The organism is Paraburkholderia sp. HP33-1, assembly GCF_021390595.1.
Taxonomy (GTDB): domain Bacteria; phylum Pseudomonadota; class Gammaproteobacteria; order Burkholderiales; family Burkholderiaceae; genus Paraburkholderia.
The window spans coordinates 589,236-606,481 of the sequence record NZ_JAJEJR010000001.1 but is presented as its reverse complement, the minus strand read 5'-3'; the positions used below and the strand labels follow the sequence as shown (position 1 = coordinate 606,481).

At 62.5% G+C, this 17,246-nt stretch carries 18 protein-coding genes and 1 tRNA gene; 13 read left to right on the top strand and 6 right to left on the bottom strand.

Annotated elements, in window-relative coordinates:
- Positions 1-3: 3 nt before the first annotated feature.
- The 5 genes from tolB (at position 4) to L0U81_RS02755 (ending at position 3,656) form a co-directional block, all read left to right on the top strand.
- Entirely contained in the window at positions 4-1,296 is a 1,293-nt protein-coding gene (gene tolB / locus L0U81_RS02775) for a Tol-Pal system beta propeller repeat protein TolB (RefSeq protein ID WP_233800067.1), read from the top strand.
- Positions 1,297-1,328: 32 nt separating this feature from the next.
- Positions 1,329-1,835 carry a peptidoglycan-associated lipoprotein Pal gene (gene pal, locus L0U81_RS02770; protein ID WP_233800066.1) on the top strand — a complete coding sequence of 169 codons (507 nt, stop codon included), beginning with the start codon at positions 1,329-1,331 and terminating at the stop codon, positions 1,833-1,835.
- Between the two features lie 20 nt (positions 1,836-1,855).
- Positions 1,856-2,605 carry a tol-pal system protein YbgF gene (ybgF, locus tag L0U81_RS02765; protein WP_233800065.1) on the top strand — a complete coding sequence of 250 codons (750 nt, stop codon included), beginning with the start codon at positions 1,856-1,858 and terminating at the stop codon, positions 2,603-2,605.
- A 184-nt stretch (positions 2,606-2,789) separates the two neighbouring features.
- Positions 2,790-2,865: transfer RNA gene (locus L0U81_RS02760), tRNA-Lys, on the top strand.
- Positions 2,866-3,083: 218 nt separating this feature from the next.
- Positions 3,084-3,656 carry a cytochrome b gene (locus L0U81_RS02755; protein ID WP_233800064.1) on the top strand — a complete coding sequence of 191 codons (573 nt, stop codon included), beginning with the start codon at positions 3,084-3,086 and terminating at the stop codon, positions 3,654-3,656.
- Positions 3,657-3,673: 17 nt separating this feature from the next.
- Here L0U81_RS02755 and L0U81_RS02750 read toward each other — a convergent pair whose 3' ends face one another.
- Positions 3,674-4,291: a phosphatase PAP2 family protein gene (locus L0U81_RS02750; RefSeq protein ID WP_233800063.1), complete on the bottom strand. Its 618-nt coding sequence runs from the start codon at positions 4,289-4,291 to the stop codon at positions 3,674-3,676.
- Between the two features lie 411 nt (positions 4,292-4,702).
- Between L0U81_RS02750 and L0U81_RS02745 the strand changes: the two genes are divergently transcribed.
- The gene (locus tag L0U81_RS02745) at positions 4,703-6,418 is read left to right on the top strand and encodes a hypothetical protein (RefSeq protein WP_233800062.1); all 1,716 of its coding nucleotides are present in this window, start codon (positions 4,703-4,705) and stop codon (positions 6,416-6,418) included.
- A gap of 102 nt (positions 6,419-6,520) precedes the next feature.
- Here L0U81_RS02745 and L0U81_RS33650 read toward each other — a convergent pair whose 3' ends face one another.
- The 3 genes from L0U81_RS33650 to L0U81_RS02730 form a co-directional block, all read right to left on the bottom strand.
- The gene (locus L0U81_RS33650; RefSeq protein ID WP_233800061.1) at positions 6,521-7,894 is read right to left on the bottom strand and encodes a sensor histidine kinase; all 1,374 of its coding nucleotides are present in this window, start codon (positions 7,892-7,894) and stop codon (positions 6,521-6,523) included.
- Complete coding sequence (locus tag L0U81_RS02735; protein WP_233800060.1) at positions 7,881-8,603, bottom strand: response regulator transcription factor; 723 nt, start codon at positions 8,601-8,603, stop codon at positions 7,881-7,883. Before L0U81_RS02735 ends, L0U81_RS33650 begins: the two co-directional genes overlap by 14 nt.
- Before the next feature lie 148 nt (positions 8,604-8,751).
- Positions 8,752-9,468, bottom strand: coding sequence for an acid phosphatase (locus tag L0U81_RS02730; RefSeq protein WP_233800059.1), 717 nt, complete (start codon positions 9,466-9,468; stop codon positions 8,752-8,754).
- A 309-nt stretch (positions 9,469-9,777) separates the two neighbouring features.
- Here L0U81_RS02730 and L0U81_RS02725 point away from each other — a divergent pair, with 309 nt between their 5' ends.
- The 5 genes from L0U81_RS02725 (at position 9,778) to L0U81_RS02705 (ending at position 14,955) form a co-directional block, all read left to right on the top strand.
- On the top strand, positions 9,778-11,949 hold the full coding sequence (locus L0U81_RS02725; protein ID WP_233800058.1) for a TonB-dependent receptor: 2,172 nt from the start codon (positions 9,778-9,780) through the stop codon (positions 11,947-11,949).
- Positions 11,950-11,963: 14 nt separating this feature from the next.
- Positions 11,964-12,653 carry a MotA/TolQ/ExbB proton channel family protein gene (locus tag L0U81_RS02720; protein ID WP_233800057.1) on the top strand — a complete coding sequence of 230 codons (690 nt, stop codon included), beginning with the start codon at positions 11,964-11,966 and terminating at the stop codon, positions 12,651-12,653.
- A gap of 2 nt (positions 12,654-12,655) precedes the next feature.
- Positions 12,656-13,054, top strand: a complete 399-nt coding sequence (locus tag L0U81_RS02715; protein ID WP_233800056.1) for an ExbD/TolR family protein — start codon at positions 12,656-12,658, stop codon at positions 13,052-13,054.
- A 1-nt stretch (position 13,055) separates the two neighbouring features.
- Entirely contained in the window at positions 13,056-13,790 is a 735-nt protein-coding gene (locus L0U81_RS02710) for a TonB family protein (RefSeq protein ID WP_233800055.1), read from the top strand.
- Between the two features lie 100 nt (positions 13,791-13,890).
- On the top strand, positions 13,891-14,955 hold the full coding sequence (locus L0U81_RS02705) for a YncE family protein (RefSeq protein WP_233800054.1): 1,065 nt from the start codon (positions 13,891-13,893) through the stop codon (positions 14,953-14,955).
- A 60-nt stretch (positions 14,956-15,015) separates the two neighbouring features.
- On the opposite strand, the gene L0U81_RS02700 is transcribed toward L0U81_RS02705, so the two are convergent.
- On the bottom strand, positions 15,016-15,339 hold the full coding sequence (locus tag L0U81_RS02700) for a hypothetical protein (RefSeq protein ID WP_233800053.1): 324 nt from the start codon (positions 15,337-15,339) through the stop codon (positions 15,016-15,018).
- Positions 15,340-15,348: 9 nt separating this feature from the next.
- On the opposite strand from L0U81_RS02700, the gene L0U81_RS02695 reads away from it, so the two are divergent.
- On the top strand, positions 15,349-15,594 hold the full coding sequence (locus tag L0U81_RS02695; protein WP_233800052.1) for a hypothetical protein: 246 nt from the start codon (positions 15,349-15,351) through the stop codon (positions 15,592-15,594).
- 12 nt (positions 15,595-15,606) lie between these two features.
- Positions 15,607-16,425, top strand: a complete 819-nt coding sequence (locus L0U81_RS02690) for a mechanosensitive ion channel family protein (protein WP_233800051.1) — start codon at positions 15,607-15,609, stop codon at positions 16,423-16,425.
- A 119-nt stretch (positions 16,426-16,544) separates the two neighbouring features.
- Here the strand turns inward: L0U81_RS02690 and L0U81_RS02685 are convergent, their stop codons facing one another.
- A complete protein-coding gene (locus L0U81_RS02685; RefSeq protein WP_233800050.1) occupies positions 16,545-17,216 on the bottom strand; it encodes a VTT domain-containing protein in 672 nt (223 codons plus the stop codon).
- Between the last annotated feature and the right edge of the window lie 30 nt (positions 17,217-17,246).

The following is a 17,246-nucleotide window of genomic DNA, read 5'->3' as shown; positions in this document are numbered from 1 at the left end:
AGCATGAGTTTGATGACCAAGCTAGGCCTGCGAACACTCGTGGCAACGTGCCTGATCGCCGTCGGCGGTGCCGCCAACGCACAACTCAACGTCCTCGTGACGGGCGTCGGATCCACCCAGTTTCCGATCGCAACGGCGAATTTCGCCAATGAAGCGAACTCCCCCCAGCAGGTCAGCACGATCGTGCGTCAGGATCTGCAACGCAGCGGCAAATTCACGAACATCGACGCAGGCTCGACGCCGGTCTCCGAAACCGATTCCGTGGACCTCGGCGCATGGAAGGCCAAGGGCGCCAATGCATTCGTCGCGGGCAGCGTAAACCGTCTGCCGAACGGCCAGTACGAAGTGCGCTTCAAGCTGTACGACACGGTCAAGGGCGAAAGCCTCGGCGGCCTCGTGCTGGTGAGCCCGGAAAGCGGCTTGCGCATGAGCGCGCACAAGGTCGCGGACTACATTTACGCCAAGCTGATGGGCAACCGCGGCGTGTTCGCGACGCGCCTGTCGTACGTGATCAAGACGGGCGGTCGTTATCAGTTGCAGATTTCAGATTCGGACGGCCAGGACGCGCATATCGCGCTGTCGAGCCCCGAGCCGATCATCTCGCCAGCCTGGTCGCCTGATGGCACCAAGGTCGCCTACGTATCGTTCGAGAAGAAAAAGCCGATCGTCTATATTCACGACCTGCCCACGGGCCGTCGCGTGGTCGTATCGGATCAGAAGGGTAACAACAGTGCGCCGGCCTGGTCGCCGGATGGCCGTACGCTCGCCGTCGCGCTGTCGCGCACCGGCAATACGCAGATTTTCGCGGTCAACGCCGACGGCAGCGGCCTGCGTCGTCTCACGCAGGGCAGCTCGATCGACACCGAGCCGACCTACTCTCCTGACGGTCAGTGGATCTATTTCACGAGCGACCGCGGCGGTGCACCACAGATCTACAAGATGCCGGCGCAAGGCGAAAGCGCGAGCAGCGCGCAGCGCGTCACGTTTACGGGCAGCTACAACACCAGCCCGCGTGTGAGTCCTGACGGCAAGCAGCTCGCCTACATCTCGCGCGTCGGCGGTGCTTTCAAGCTATATCTCCAGGACCTGCAAGGCGGAACCGCCACGGGCCTGACGGACACGACACAAGACGAATCGCCGAGCTTCGCGGCGAATGGTCAGTACATTCTTTACGCCACTCAGGTGAACGGCCGTGGCGTGTTGGCCGCAGTATCGACCGACGGTCGCACTCGGCAGGTCCTGTCCGTTCAGGGCGGCAACGTACGCGAGCCGTCCTGGGGCCCGTTTATGCAATAACGTTGATGCAATAACACAAGGAGAGTAATCAAATGATGTCCAAACTTCGTTTCGCATTCGCCGTCGTGATGGTCGGTGCATTGGCCGCATGTCACTCGGGCGTCAAGCTCGACGAAAATGCCAACAAGGGCGCTGGCAGCGCTCAACCGAACCCGAACGACGTCGCGACGGTCAACGTCGACCCGCTAAACGATCCGAACAGCCCGCTCGCGAAGCGCAGCATCTACTTCGACTTCGACGCCTACTCGGTCAAGGACGACTATCAACCGCTGCTGCAACAACACGCGCAGTATCTGAAGAGCCACCCGCAGCGTCACGTGCTGATCCAAGGCAACACCGACGAGCGCGGCACCAGCGAATACAACCTCGCACTCGGCCAGCGGCGTGCTGAAGCCGTGCGCCGTTCGCTGTCGCTGATGGGCGTGTCGGATTCGCAAATGGAAGCCGTGAGCCTCGGCAAGGAAAAGCCGCTGGCAACGGGTCATGACGAAGCGTCGTGGGCACAGAACCGCCGCGCTGACCTCGTGTATCAACAGTAAGTCAACGGGTTATGAGCCGAATGACGCATCGTTTCTCCTGGCTGCGGTTTGCCGCAGCGGCCTGCGTCGCAGGCACGGCCCTCGCGGCCGTGCCCGCCCATGCGGGCATGTTCGACGACGATCAGGCCCGCCAGGCCATTCTCGATCTGCGCTCGAAGACCGATAGTCTGTCGAGTCAGCTGTCGGCGGCGCAGCGCACGATCCTCGATCAGTCCAACCGACTCGACCAGCTGAACCAGCAGGTCGCGACGCTGCGCGGACAGAACGAGGACATGGCGAACCAGCTCACGACGCTGCAAAAGCAGCAGAAGGACTACTACACCGATCTCGATGCGCGCCTGAAGAAATTCGAGCCGCAGCAACAGACGGTGGACGGCGTCCAGGGCGACGTACAGCCGGGTGAAACCGATGCGTTCAACGCGGCTTCACAGCAATTCCGCAGCGGCGATTTCAAGAACGCGGCGGCATCGTTCCGCAGCTTCATCTCCAAGTATCCGAGCAGCCCCTATCAGCCGACGGCGCAATACTGGCTCGGCAACGCGCTGTATGCGCTGCGCGACTACAAGGGTTCGACGGCGATCTGGCAAGGTATTGTGGCCAAGTACCCGCAGCATCCGCGTGCTCCGGAAGCGCTGCTCGCGATCGCGAACAATCAGCTCGAACAAGGCCAGAAGGCCGCGGCGAAAAAGACGCTCGAGCAGATCGTCGCGCAATACGCCGGCTCGGACGTCGCGCAGTCGGCGCAGAGCAAGCTGTCGCAGATCAAGTAGTTCGTGGTGGCGGATTGATCACGTTTTGATGTAGTTGGCAGTAACGCGCAGTGTCCGGAGTGATAGCCACGCGCGCCTCTCGCTGGAAAGCCCGGGTAGCGATGCCCGGGCTTTTCATTTTCGCCCGACGGCCTTGCTGAGTTGACAGGGCATCGGTGCGCCGATATAATCTCGCTTCTCTTTTGGGTCGTTAGCTCAGCTGGTAGAGCAGCGGACTTTTAATCCGTTGGTCACAGGTTCGAATCCCGTACGGCCTACCAAAAGATTCAAGGGCTTAGCGTTCGCGCTAGGCCCTTTTTCTTTGCTCCGCAAAAAGCCTCACTGACCATCCCCCTGTCTTCGCTCACGCTGGGCGGCCGCGTTTCGGCGGTCGGCAAGATTGAAGAGCGATAATGGTCCGGCTAAGCGACTAGCTCGTTGTCTGCAACCATTCTGATCTCCCGATCGACGCTCAACTGACTAGCAAAGGGGAAGCCCCATGGTGAAAAGCACTAGCCTACGCTACGGTCCGACGGCCCAATTCTTCCATTGGTGTACTGCGATTCTTGTCCTCGTCGCATTTGTGTATGGGCCTGGCGGACCGGAGCAGCGCGTGTACTCGTCCGTCCACGATTTCGACCGGCGACTCCATGAGACATTGGGATTGTGCGTGTTCGCGCTGACTGCCATCCGATTGCTATGGCGGACGATCGATACCCGACCCAAGACACCCTCCGTGTCGCGCTGGATGGATCTCATGGCGACAGTCGTCCAATCGCTGCTGTATCTGCTTCTCGTTGCACTTCCGCTGACGGCCGTGGCTGGCGCATGGCTCGAAGGACACCCTCTGACGCTCGTCGCCGGTGTCGAAATTCCACCTTTGATCGCCGTCTCACATGATGCAGGCGCAACCCTGGCATCGGTCCACAAGTTGCTCGGCGACGCAATCATGTGGCTTGCGGGACTGCACGCGCTCGCTGCTCTGTTCCATCACGCCGTCCTGAAGGATGACGTACTGATCACCATGCTTCCTCGCTGGTTTCCGGGGGCACGGGCAAGAGCTGGCCGGTAAGCCCTGAAGCGTGCTCCTCAGAAGCGCTTGGAAAAGCCAACGGTCAGTCCGTGCGGCAGAATCTGCACGAAAATGGGCGTTTGCCAGGTGGTTGCGAAATAGCCGACCGCCGTACCCAGCGCCCAACCCGCGAGGACGTCTGTTTGCCAGTGCGCCTGTGCCTTCATCCGGGCCACTGCGTCATAGGCGGGCAATAGTTCGAGTGCCCAGACCCATGGGTACCGTCGTCCGTAGTTGACGATAAACGGCGTAACGAAGCTGGCCTGCAAGGTCACTTCGCCGCTCGGGAAGCTGTCGCCACCGCTCACGAACCATGCGCCCGGCCCCTGCCCGCTATTGGGGCGTGCACGGCGAAACGCGTATTTCATGCCCTGCGCGGCAACCGCCGAGATAGCCCCAGCATCCACCGTTTGCCAGAAAGTATGGCCAAGCTCATTGTCGTTGCCCAGCCACAGCGCGCCGCCCACTGCAGTGGCGATCACCGAATACTCGAGTGCCAGCTGGACGTTCCGGTTCCAGATGCCGCTCTGGTCGTACGCCCATACGTGGTCAATGCCGGCGTGCGCTGTCAGGCTGACGGCGCTTAACGCTGTCGTAACGATCAAACGCTTGCAGATGCAGCTCAACAACGCCAATGATCTCGTAGACATGGTTACCCCACCATTCGGTGCGGATACCGCCGCGTTGGCAATTGAAAACCGAACGACCGCACGCTGAAGGAGCCGTTGCGAAATCACAGGCTGCACCGAGGCTCAGCTATCGAAGGCCAAGCCCGAGCTCCTTTGATGATTGCGCACTTCCTCAGAATAGTTGATTGAATTGGTGGCGCAAAGTGTGGTCCAGCGAACGTTTTCGGTGACGATTCGAAGCAGGCATTCGTGCACCAAGCGTGGCGCAGAGCCCCTCTTCGGGTTCGCGCCACGCCGCATTCTAAATTTTTAGTAATTTTCGATTCACGTTTGTGCCACGGGTGGTTTGTAGCCTCGCGAGCTGCAATACCGGCTGCAACTTTCAAAAAATTTCACCACCCTACTCAAGCGAACAGAATGCAAACCACCCTGAAGGCGCTTCCTATCGCAGTTCTGATCTCCGCCATCTACGGCTGCGGCGGCAGCACCCAAAACACGGCGTCGCAAGGCAGCACGAGCGGCACCCCGGCCACGACTTCCACCAGCAACTACACGGCCGGCAACCTGCTGGTCTCGCGCACGGCCTATGACCCCACGTTCACGCTGAGCGGCACGCTGCCATACAACGCGACGCCCACGACCACCAATGCAGCGCCGGTGACCGCTGTCACGCCGGGCACCTTTCCGAATGTGTTCACCAACGATGCGAACGACGCCAACTTCGGCGTGACGTCGGAAGCGTATCTCGATCAGTGGGCACCGAACGCGACGAGCCCGTCGCAAACGCTGGACATCACCGCGCAGGCCGCGAAAAGCAACGTGAATTTCGCCTCCAGCTTCGCCTCGAAGTCCGAGCTTGCGCTGAACGTGTCGCTGGATCAGAAATCGCTGACGTTCACCGGCTACAACACGTCGATCGACCAGGCCGATATCTCGAACTCGAATACGCCGGGCGTGGTCGACACGACGAATACCGACGTCGCGACGCCGACCTACCGTACCGTCGCGCAGCTGAATTTCGCCGACAACAGCCTGTCGTTCACGAACACCAACGCCTACGCCGGCAACAACAGCCGCGCAGCGGTGCTGGCCAACGGCATGTACTACCTCGTCGGCAATGCCGGCAATTCGGGCAAGAATCCGAAGCCGACGACGGCGCAGCTCGACATGCTGACGATGGCTACCGGCGTGCAATCCATCGCCCCCGGCAGCCAATGCGCGTTCACGCAGGTAATCGGCGCCTTCCAGTCCGGCACGGGCACCGGCACATATGCAGTCGCACCGACTGGAACGGCATGCTCGCTGGCGTCGATGGGTTCGATCACGGGCGGCAGCTCGACGGGCGACCAGTTCGGTTTCTCGATCACGAGCCTGCCGACGACGCCCGCGACGGCCGCCGACAAAACCGGCAAGGACGTCAACCTCCGCGGCCTCTTCGTCGGCCCGGACGGCACGATGTACGTCTCCAAGGGCAGCGGCGGCAATGGCGTGAACACCGTCTACCAGGTGGGCGCGACCGGTGCGCTCGCCAATGGCGGTACGCTGCCGCAAAACGCCGCGATCACGATCGTGCCGGGCTTCACGACGGCCCTCGCGACGAACCTGACAGCGCTCACGTCGGCTAGCCAGGTAACCGGCACGGTCTATCCGTTCGGTATGTGGATCCCCGCGTCGAATCCGTCGATCATGTTCGTCGCCGACGAAGGCGACGGCATTGCGGGCGACCAGGTGAGCGGCAGCGGCGGCCTGTGGGTCTATCAAAACCAGAACGGCACGTGGAAGCCGCTCGCCAACCTGACGACGGGCCTGAACCTCGGCACCGCCTACACCGTGACGGACACCACCGGTGTGTACGGTACGAAGGGCGCGAGCTATACGACCACGCCTGACGGCCTGCGCAACATCACGGGCCAGGTCAACAGCGACGGTTCGTTCACGATCTACGCGGTGACCTCGACGATCGGCAACAGCCTGGGCACCGTGTTCGATGCGGGTGCCGACTCGAACCAGCTCGTCAAGATCACGGTGAGCATCAGCGGTTCGACGGTGAGCTCGGCGCAGGGATTCACCGTGATGCAGACCGTGCCGTTTGGCCAGGCGCTGCGCGGCGTCGCGCTCGTGCCGAAGTCCTGAGCGGAGTAGTCGATTCACAAGTAACGACCCGCCATCTGGTGGGTCGTTTTTTTTCATGCACTTCCATGCGTGAAAGCCGTCGCGACGGGCCGCCGTCTCACCTCAACGCGCTGGCAGTCCCGCATTGAACCGCAATACGATCCTGCAGCCCGGCGTGTTGTCGTGAATCTCCACGACGGCCTCGTGCACCCGCGCGATCGCGGCCACGAGACTCAAGCCGACTCCATGTCCTGAAGGCGCCGACTCCTGCCCGTTTCTGCTGCGATAGAACGGACGCAGAACCGCGTCGCGCTCGCCCGCCTCGATCCCGGGTCCGGTGTCCGCGACCTGCACGACCGGCCGTCCTGCTTCAAGCGCCGCTTGCAGCGTCACCGCGCCACCGCCGGGCGTGAACTTCAGCGCGTTATCGAGCAGATTCTCGATCGCGCCGAACAGCAGGTCCACGTCGCCGCGCGCGAAAACCGGTTCGGACGCAAGCACCGCGACCGACAAACGGCGGCTTTCCGCGACCGGTTCGTACAACTCCGCGACGTCGCGCAAGATGGTGTCCAGCGAGACGTCGCCGAAGCTCGCGCGTCTGACATCCGCTTCAACCTCCGCGATTCTCAATAGCGCGGTGAAACGGTTCAGCACGATGTCCGACTGTGTGATCGCGGCGTCGACGGCGCTTGCGTAGTCGTCGACGGTATGCGAGCGCCGCCGCGCACGTTCGAGCCCCGCGCGCAGATGCGTCATCGGTGTGCGCAGATCGTGGGCGATGCCCGCACATACGCCGCGGACTTCGGCCACGAGCCGCTCGATTTCATCGAGCATCAGGTTGACGATTTCCGCGAGACGATCGAGATCGTGATGCGTGCCGCGATCCGGCAGACGCCGGTTCAGCTGGCCCGCCATGATCTCGCGTGCCGTCAGACTCATCGACCGGATGCGCCGGTTCGACATCGCATGAAGCGCGGCGCCGCAGCCGACGGCGAGCAGAATCGTCAGCGTGAGCCCGAGGCACAGGATCTTCACGAGCGTATGGTCGAAATGAATGATCTCGTCGATCGAGTGACCGACGACGATCCGCAAACCGCTACGCGTCGGCACGATGATGCCGCGGAAATGACTGTCCGGCGACGGCGGCCCCTTGTTCATCGACTGCGCGTAGTAGAACGGCCGGCGTTCGCGCTCGGCCGGCAACGCAGGGATATTGCCGGCGAGCCAGCGGCCGTTCTCATCGAACACGCCATAGGGTCGGCTGCTCGCGATGTCGCGCCGGCTGAGCGCCGCGATATTGGCAATCGCCTCGGCGCGGCCAATCGAACTGAACTCGGCCACCTCTCCGCGCAGCCGTTCATCGACCTCGTGCAGCAGATACGTGTGCATCATCCAGTAAAGCATCGCGAACAGCACGACCGCGCAACTGACGAACACCATCAGCAGCCACGTGACGTGGCTCGCCGGCAGGCGCGGCCAGCGCCTAGTCGCCGGCACGGAGCACATAGCCGACATTTCGAATCGTGTGGATCATGAGCGAAAACCGTCCGTTCAAACTGATCTTGCGGCGCAGTTGACCGATGTGCATATCGATCACGTTGGTCTGCGCATTGAAGTGGTAATTCCAGACCGACTCGAACAGCATCGCGCGCGTCACCGGCTGCTCCGTATGCAGCATCAGGTATTTGAGCAACTGGTACTCGCGGGGCTTCAACTCGATCGGCTCGCCCGCGCGCCGGACCTGAGCCGTGTCCATATCGAGCACGAGGTCGCCGACACTCAGCACGAGCGGCTGATCCGAGGAAGAGCGGCGGCGCAGCAGCGCATTGAGGCGCGCGGTCAGCTCCAGACTGTCGAACGGTTTGGTCAGGTAATCGTCGCCGCCGGCGCGCAGGCCGCGTACGCGCTCGTCGACCGCTGAAAGCGCGCTCAGTATCAGTACCGGCGTTTGTTTGCCGACGTTGCGCAACGTGGAGAGGATCGACAGGCCATCCACATCGGGCAGCATCCGGTCGAGCACGACGGCGTCAAAATCGCCGTTGAGCGCGCGCAACAGGCCGGCATGGCCACTCGATACGCTTTCCACTGCGAAGTCGTAGTCCTCTAGCGCGGTGGACACCTCGAGCCTCACACGCTCGTCATCTTCGACGACGAGAATGCGGGGTCTTCGCCCCGCGGGGTAGTTGATCGCTGCTTTGCTTTCCAAGAGGACGTCGTTTCCTGTGGTCGTGTGTCACCGCATGAACGGCGACGTCAATAGCGGGGTACGTCCGTGCGGGCGCGGAGTATGACAGGGCCATGTTGCTGCTTCATGACGCGTCCGCAACCGGGCCGGAAACCGTTCACGCGCGCAACTAGTCGAGCTTCAGTGCCGCGCGGACCTCCGCCTTCGCCTCGGCAAAGTCGCGCTGAAAATCCGGATTGGCCATGAGCGCCGCCGCGACGAGCGTTCCGTCGATGCGGCCCGCTTCGACATCGCTCGGATAGTGCACGCCGTCGACGACGCGGTTCATGCCGAATTCGCGGCCGCGCTCGAACAGCGCATCGCGCTTCTCAGGGACCATCTGGGCGAGCAGGATCGCGCACAGATAGCCGAAGGTCGCATGGCCGCTCGGGTACGAGTTGTAGTCGTCTCCCGCCCGCTTCGGCACGATCGGCTGCACGTCGCGGCTCTCGACGAAGGGCCGCGCGCGGCTAAAGAAGTGCTTGCCGCCCTTTGCGACTCGCTCGGCATCGTGATCGACGGCCTCGAACAGCGCAGCGGCTTTCGGCAGACCGGCTTCGTTGAAGTCCGGCCCGAGCACATCCGCGAAACGGAACACGGACTTCGTGGCGTCCGCTTTCGCGCGCGCAACCTGCTCGGGCGTGCGGCTGCGTTGTGCGTTCAGCACGGCATCGAGATCGGCCAGCTGGCGCTCGGAACCGTCGGCGGCAGGCGGCGCGAGCAGCGCGCCAAGCGGGATTTGACGGGCGTCGATATAGCTCGCATCCGCGGACGGTGCGGCGTAACTCGCTGCACTTGCAGCGACGAAGAGTGAAGCAGCGAGGGGTATGCAGGTAAAGCGTTTCATTGTGTGCGGAAAACGAAGAGGGATTGATGCGAAGTGGCACGGCGCTATCGCCGGCACCAGAAACGAAGTGATTCACCGCCTGAACGGTGCAGCCGATGCTAGTGCGCACGTATGAATGAGCGGTGTCCACAAACTTACAAACCTGAGCGCGCCGCCTGGCTTCAGCGCGGATCGCGATGTCGTCGGGCATCCGTCATAGCAACTTTAACTTCGTAAGATACCGATCACTTCGCGTTAATGGACGGTTGATAGCATCCCGCCTCGTTCGACTCCCAGTTCATTGCCCCACTCGCGAAAGGATGCAGCACCATGCAACGGGTTAGTTTTCCCCTTAGAAAGAAACCGCTGACGCAATTCGTTCTTGCCACACTGTGCGCGGCCGGCGCGCAGATCTCGCATGCCGAGACCTCGGGCGATCTCGGCTCCGTGCAAAGCACGGCCGTCTCCTCATCGAACAGCGGCACGGCCGCCAGCACAAATGTGCAGTCGGCGCCGGCACAGGCGCCTTCGCAAGGCTCGCTCACCGCAACCCAACCGCAGTCGGTGATCAGCCGGCACTACATCGAAAACAGTACCGCTCCGACCGAGAACTACAGCGAGATCGTGCAAATCGCGCCGAGCGTGTCGAATGTCGATCCAAACGGCTCCGGCCTGATGGAATCGCAGAGCCTTTCCATTCGCGGCTTTCAGGACGGCCAGTACAACGTGACGTTCGATGGCATCCCCTTCGGAGATACCAACGACTTCACCCATCATTCGACGTCGTTTTTCTCGAACCGGGTGCTCGGCAATATCGTCGTCGACCGCGGTCCCGGTGACGCTTCGCAGATCGGCTTCGCCACGTTCGGCGGAACGATCAGCCTGCAGTCGAGGGATCCGTCGGCAACACCGGCATTCTCGGTACTCGGCTCGTACGGAAGTTTCGACACGTGGCAGGCTGGCGCCGAGTTCAATACCGGCTATCTGCAGCAATGGGGCGATGCGCGCGCGATGGTCGGCTATACGCAGAGCAGCAGCGATGGTTACCTGACCAACGCGAACCAGCGCCGTCAGAACGTCTACTTCAAGCTCGACAAACCGATCGGCGACAACACGCTGCTCACGCTGTTCGCGACTTACAACAACATCCACCAGAACGTGCCGCTCGGCGCGACGGCCGCGCAGATCCGGCAGTTCGGTCCGAACTTCGGCCTGAGCGCGGATCCGACGAGCCAGGCGTACGCCGGCTACAACTTCGACAAGATCAACACGGACTTCGAATACATCGGTGTGAAGTCGCAGGTCGCCGGGTGGGTGATCGACAACAAGCTCTATACGTACGGTTACTACCACAACGGTTTCAACGGGCTCGACCCGAACGGTGAAACGCCGAACGGCACGATCTTCGGCCCGAACAACGTGCCCGGCCAGGAGATGAACAACAACTACCGCGCCTTCGGCGACGTCCTCGCGCTCGAGCGGCAGTTCGGTCCCGGCAAGCTGCAGACCGGCATGTGGATCGCGCACCAGTCCAACTTCCGCGACAACTTCAATGTCGATGCGTCGCTGAACTTCGCGTTCATCTCGCAGAACTTCACGATGAACGACACGATGCTGACGTTCCAGCCGTATCTGCAATACGCCTGGCAACTGCAGAACGGTTTGACGATTACGCCGGGACTCAAGTACGTGTCGTTCAACCGCAGCATCGATACGCCGATGAACCAGAAGACCGGTGAGCCGCTCGATTTCAGTCACACGTGGGACAAGGTGCTGCCGTCGCTGACGCTGCATCAGCAGATCACGCCGCAATGGAGCGCGTATGCACAGTACGCGCAGGGCTTTCTCGCGCCGAACCTGAACGTGTTCTATGTCAACGATCCGACCATTTCGGGGCAGCCCGATCCGGAACAGACCGACAACTACCAGATCGGCACGACGTACAAAACGGGTCGCCTGACCGTCGCCGCCGATCTGTACTACATCAACTTCCGCAACGCGGTGACGAGCCGCACGGTCGGCAACAACGTGATCTTCTCGAATGCGGGCGGCGCGACCTACAAGGGCGTCGAAACCGAGGCGACGTTGTCGGTCGGCGACGGTTTCAGCCTGTACGGCAATCTGACCTTCAATTCGGCCAAACAGAAGAGCACCAATACGTGGATGCCCAACGCGCCGCAATCGACCGCCGCCGCCGGCGTGCTCTACGAACGCGGGCCGCTCGCCGGTTCGTTGCTCATGAAGTTCGTCGGCCATCAGTACGGCGACACCGGCAACACGCAGCCGATCGGCGGCTACGCGGTGACCAACTTCGCCAGCTCGTACAGATTTGACCGACTCGCATCGTGGACGCATAACACGCGCCTCGGCTTCCAGATCGACAACCTCTTCAACCGCACCAGCATCAACGCGCTGGCCGGTTATACCGCCGCGGACAATACGCCGCTTTACTGGACCATCCCGGGCCGCGCGTTCGTCGCGACGCTGTCCACCGATTTCTGAACGGAGCTTCTTTCATGACTGTCGAAAACCTGCTGCATCTCGCGAACAATTCTGGTGGCGTGTTGTACGTGATTGCCGCCATGCTGTTCATTGCCCTTACGATCATCATTGAGCGCTCGTGGTTCTTGCAGCGCGCATCGAGCGGCAGCCGCGCGGCGCTCGACCAGATCGACCGCCTCGAACCTCTGAACGCCGCCACGCTGACGGCATGCGCCGAGAAGTTTGAGGCGCTGCCGATGGCGAGCCTGCTGAAGGTCGCAGGCCGGCTTGCCGGTCAGACGTCGCGCGAAGAACTCGACGCATGTCTCGACGAGGAGATCATGCGCGAAGCGCCGAACATCGACCGCTTCCTGTGGGTGCTCGACACCATCGTCACGCTCGCCCCGCTGCTCGGTCTGTTCGGCACGATCGTCGGCATGTTCAATGCGTTCCAGGTGCTGTCGAATCCGGGCAATGCGCCGACCCAGGTCACGGGCGGCGTGGCCGAGGCGCTGATCGCGACCGCGTCGGGCCTGTTCGTCGCGATGATCGGCCTCGTGTTCTTCAATGGCCTGCACAACCGCGTGAGGAGCGTCGTCCATCAGCTCGAAACCGTGAAGGCGGCGCTCGTGAACCGGCTCGCGGCCAGAACGCATGAGCCGTTCAAGACCGTGCATGAAGTGCCGCGCCCGGTAGTCGGCAAATTCGCCTCGCAGGGAGCGTGACAATGAAGTATTTCGAGGTGCGAAAGGCGCGCATCGAGATCATCCCGATGATCGACATCATGTTCTTTCTGCTGGTGTTCTTCATCATGATCACGCTGCACATGATTCCGAACGCGGGCCTGCGCACGCAGCTGCCGTCGAGCGCCACATCGCAATCGCTGCCGCCGCCGCAGGTCACGGTAACGCTCGCGAGCGACGGCAGTCTGTCCGTCGACGGCCGCACGCTGAACCTTGCGCAATTGACCACCCTGCTCGCCGCCCGCACGGACGTCTCGCACACGGTCGTGACGATTGCCGGCTCGAAAGAGGCGCAGATCCAGCACCTCGTTTCGGTGATGGACGCGTGCCGCGCCGCGGGCGTGTCGCAGATCGCGCTCGCTGCGCAGCCCGTGGCGAACTGATATGGCAACCGTACCCGCCTCCGCGATCGTCCAGGAACGAACGCGCCTGTTGCCGGCCGCCGCCATCGCGCTCGCCGCGGAAGCGCTGGTGCTCGGCGTGACGATTGCGCTGCTCACGCATACGACTCGGATGTCTTCCGTGTCGCATGAGGCGCCGCCAACGCTGCTGACGCTGGCGGCACCGGCTCCCGCGCCGCAACCACCGCAACCGCCGCAGCCGCCTGCGAAGCCCGTGCCGCCGCCCGTGCGGCCGGTCGTACCGGTGCACCATGCGGCGCCTACGCCCGTGAAACCCGTGACTGCTGCGGTGCCGAAGCCTGCGCCGACTCAGGTGCCGGTGCAGCCCGCGGCGACGCCGACCGAGCCGCCGTCCACGCCAGCGCCGCAACCGCCAGCTCAGCCCGCGCCGCAACCGGCACCCGCCGCGGCGCCGGTTGCCGCCGCGCCTACGCCAAGCTTCGAGGGCGCGCTGCGCTCGGCGATTCAGGCCGCGCTGCGCTATCCCGAGTCGGCCCGCATGGCTGGCATGACGGGCCGCACACGCGTGGCCTTCAAGTATCGCGACGGCGTCGTGTCCGACGTCAGCGTCGTGGTGTCGAGTGGCATCGGACTGCTGGACCGCGCGGCGCTCGCGGCCGTGCGCGACGCCACCTATCCGAAACCCGAACCCGCGTTCGTCGGCAAAACGCTAGCGGAGCAATTGTGGGTCGACTTCAAATTCGACAACCACGAATGATGATGCGCTAACGCCCCACCGTAACAGGGACGTCATCCACTCACCGGAATGACGTTCATCTTCCCGATCGATACGCACTACTAACCTGGATCCACTCAACGTGAAACTGAAAAATATCCTGTCCGCACTGGCCACCTGCGGCGTCGCTTCCCTGCTCGCCCTGTCGAACGTCCATGCGGCAACGTCCGCCAACGCCGATCAATTCGAAATCGCGAAACGCTATGGTCTCGACGGCGGCGAGCGCTGGGATTACGTGGCGTACGACGCCGTTCGCCAGCACCTGTTCATCAGCCGCGACACGCACGTGCAGGTGATCGATACGCGCACCGGCAAACCGGCCGCCGAGATCGCCAACACCGACGGCGTACACGGCTTCGCGTTCGTCGAAGACCGCAAGCTCGGCTTCGTCACCAACGGCCGCGCCGATACGGTTAGCGTCATCGACCTCGACTCGCTCAAGGTCGTCGATATCATCAAGGCCGCGGGCCCCGACCCGGACGGCATCCTCTACGTGCCGGCCTTGCAGCGCATCTTCGTGAGCAATGGCCACGACGGTAGCGTGAGCGCGATCGACGTCGCGACGCGCAAGGTGGTCGCCACGATGAAAGTCGGCGGCAAGCCGGAGGCGCTCGCGGCGGACAGTCACGGGCACGTGTTCGTCAATGTGGAAGATCGGGCCGAGATCGTCGAGATGGACGGCCGGTCCGCGACGGTGCTGGCGCATTGGCCGCTCGAACGGTGCGAGTCGCCGACCGGACTCGCCATCGACCCGGCGAGCGAACGCCTGTTTTCGGTTTGCGGCAATCACCGCATGATGATCGTCGACGCGACGTCGGGGCGTCGCGTGGCCCAGGTGCTGATAGGTGGTCACCCTGACGCGGCGGCTTTCGATCCGGCCTTGAAGCTCGTGTTCAGTTCGAACGGCGCGGACGGCACGCTGACAATCGTTCATGAAGACGACGCGGACCACTACACGGTCGCGCAGAACATGCCGACGCTGGAAGGCGCGAAAACGATGGCGCTCGATGCGCAGCAGCACCGCATCTATCTGGTGTCGTCGAAGTTCGGCGCGGCCGAAGCGGCCACGGCCGCCAATCCTCATCCGCGCGCGACGGTCATCCCCGGCACGTTCGAAGTGCTCGAAGCGCAGCTCAAGGCACGCTGATGGGCGGCACCGACGCGCGGCCAGGCGTTGATCGCCGCGGCGGGTGAAACAGCAGTTCGCCTACATGAGGCCGTGCGCGATGCCGCTCGGCCTCGCCCGATGCTCCCTGTCGTTCGACACGCCGAAATCGGCGGCTTGCAGTGAAGTGGTGGCCGAACTGGCCGTCGTACGCTTTGCGCTGGCGCGCGCGAGGATGAGCTGCTCGTGTGCGTAGAAAAATTCGAGTTGGCGCGTGTCGGACGCTTTTCGTTCGAGTTCGAACACCTGCTCGAGCACGCGCCGTGACACGTGAAAACGCTGAAGCCCGCGGCCAAGCTGGATCTGAAAGACAACGCCGTCGCTGTTATGCGGCACCGCTGCCCAAATAAGCGGAATGCTGCTCATGGAGCCCCCGTGAGTCTGCGTCTTCATATCGGGACTACCGACGATTTCATCCTCGCACGTATAAATGCACGGCGCGACTTTTCAAAATTTAAAAACCTTGATTTGGTATTTTCGCCACAGTGGCGGATGAATGCGCGCGCCAGCACAGCAGGAACGGTCCTTGCGCATGCGGGCGCCGTCGCCTATAACTCCCGAAGACCGTGTGCTGCGGGTCATGGCACCACCGTCGTTCAATCCGTTGATGAGAACTTATAACGAGGAAACATCTTGGATATCGAAACCGTACGCACATTCATCATGACCCGGGGCGTCGACATCGGCACCAAGGTCGTCGGCGCTATCGTGCTGTGGATCATCGGCCGCTGGGTCATCGGGCTGATCTCCAGCCTGTTGCGCAAGATGCTGGCACGCAACGGCAAGGTCGATCCGACGCTCGCCAACTACCTCGCGTCGATTCTCGGCGCGTTGCTGAACCTGCTGCTCGTTCTCGCGATCCTCGAAATCTTCGGTGTGCAGACGACGTCGTTCGCCGCGTTGCTCGCCGGTCTCGGCCTCGCGATCGGTACCGCGTGGGGCGGCCTGCTTGCGCACTTCGCGGCCGGCGTGTTCATGCAGGTGCTGCGGCCGTTCAAGGTCGGCGATTTCGTCATGGCCGCGGGCGTCACCGGCACCGTCACGGAGTTGGGCCTGTTCGGCACGACGATCGTCACGCCGGACAATGTGACGACCATCGTCGGCAACAACAAGATCTTTTCCGACACAATCTCGAACTACAGCGTGTTGCCGTACCGGCGCGTCGAGCTGACTGCGAAGATCGCCAATGGCGTCGATCCGACCGACGCGATCGCGCGCTTGAAAGCCGCCGTCGCGAAGATTCCGAACGTGGCCGAAAACCCGGCGCCGGACATCGAGGTCCTGAGCTTCACGCCGGAGGGACCACTGCTGTGTGTACGGCCGTACACATCCAACCAGAACTACTGGCAGGTCTACTTCGACACCAATCGCGCGATCGTGCAGACTTTCAAGGATGCCGGCTATCCGACGCCGGAAACACCGCTCGCGCCGCGCGCAATCACGCGCGATTGACGGCATCGAACGTCCGCGCGAACGCGACCGGCGTTCGGGCAGCCCCATGAAAAAAGGCGTCGCGAGATTCGCGACGCCTTTGTGTTTTCAAGGCCCGAAATACAGCAAACAAGCGCTAGTCAACGCGGACTCGCGTTCGGCCCATTCTTGCGCAGCATCTTCCACAACGCGCCGAGCACGATCGGCACGATCGCCGCGCCGATACCGACCAGCACGATCACATTCAGATACTGACGGATAAACGGGATGTTGCCGAAGAAATAGCCAAGCAGCACGAGCGACAGCACCCACGACAGCGCGCCGACAACGTTGAACATCTGGAAGCGGCTCAAGGTCATCGACGACGCGCCCGCGACGAACGGCGCGAACGTCCGCACGACCGGGATGAAACGCGCGAGCACGATCGTCTTGCCGCCATGCTTCTCATAGAAGTTGTGAGTCTTCTGCAGCGCGGCGCGATCGAGGAAACGCTCCAGCACCGGAATATGCGTATTGAACACGCGCGGTCCGATCGCACGGCCGATCAGGTAGTTGGTCGTATTGCCGGCGACCGCCGCCGCCAGCAGCAACAGGATCAGCAGTCCAAGATGCATCTGCCCGGTCGCGCAGAACGCGCCGCCGATGAACAGCAACGAATCGCCCGGCAGAAACGGCAGAACCACGAGCCCGGTTTCGGCGAACACGATCGCGAACAGCACCGCGTAGACCCAGGCGCCGTACGCGTGAATGAAGTCCCCGAGAAACTTGTCGATGTGCAGGACAAGGTTGGCGAAATGTAGCAACGTATCCAAGGGACGTCCTTTTAAACCAATATGTGCGTA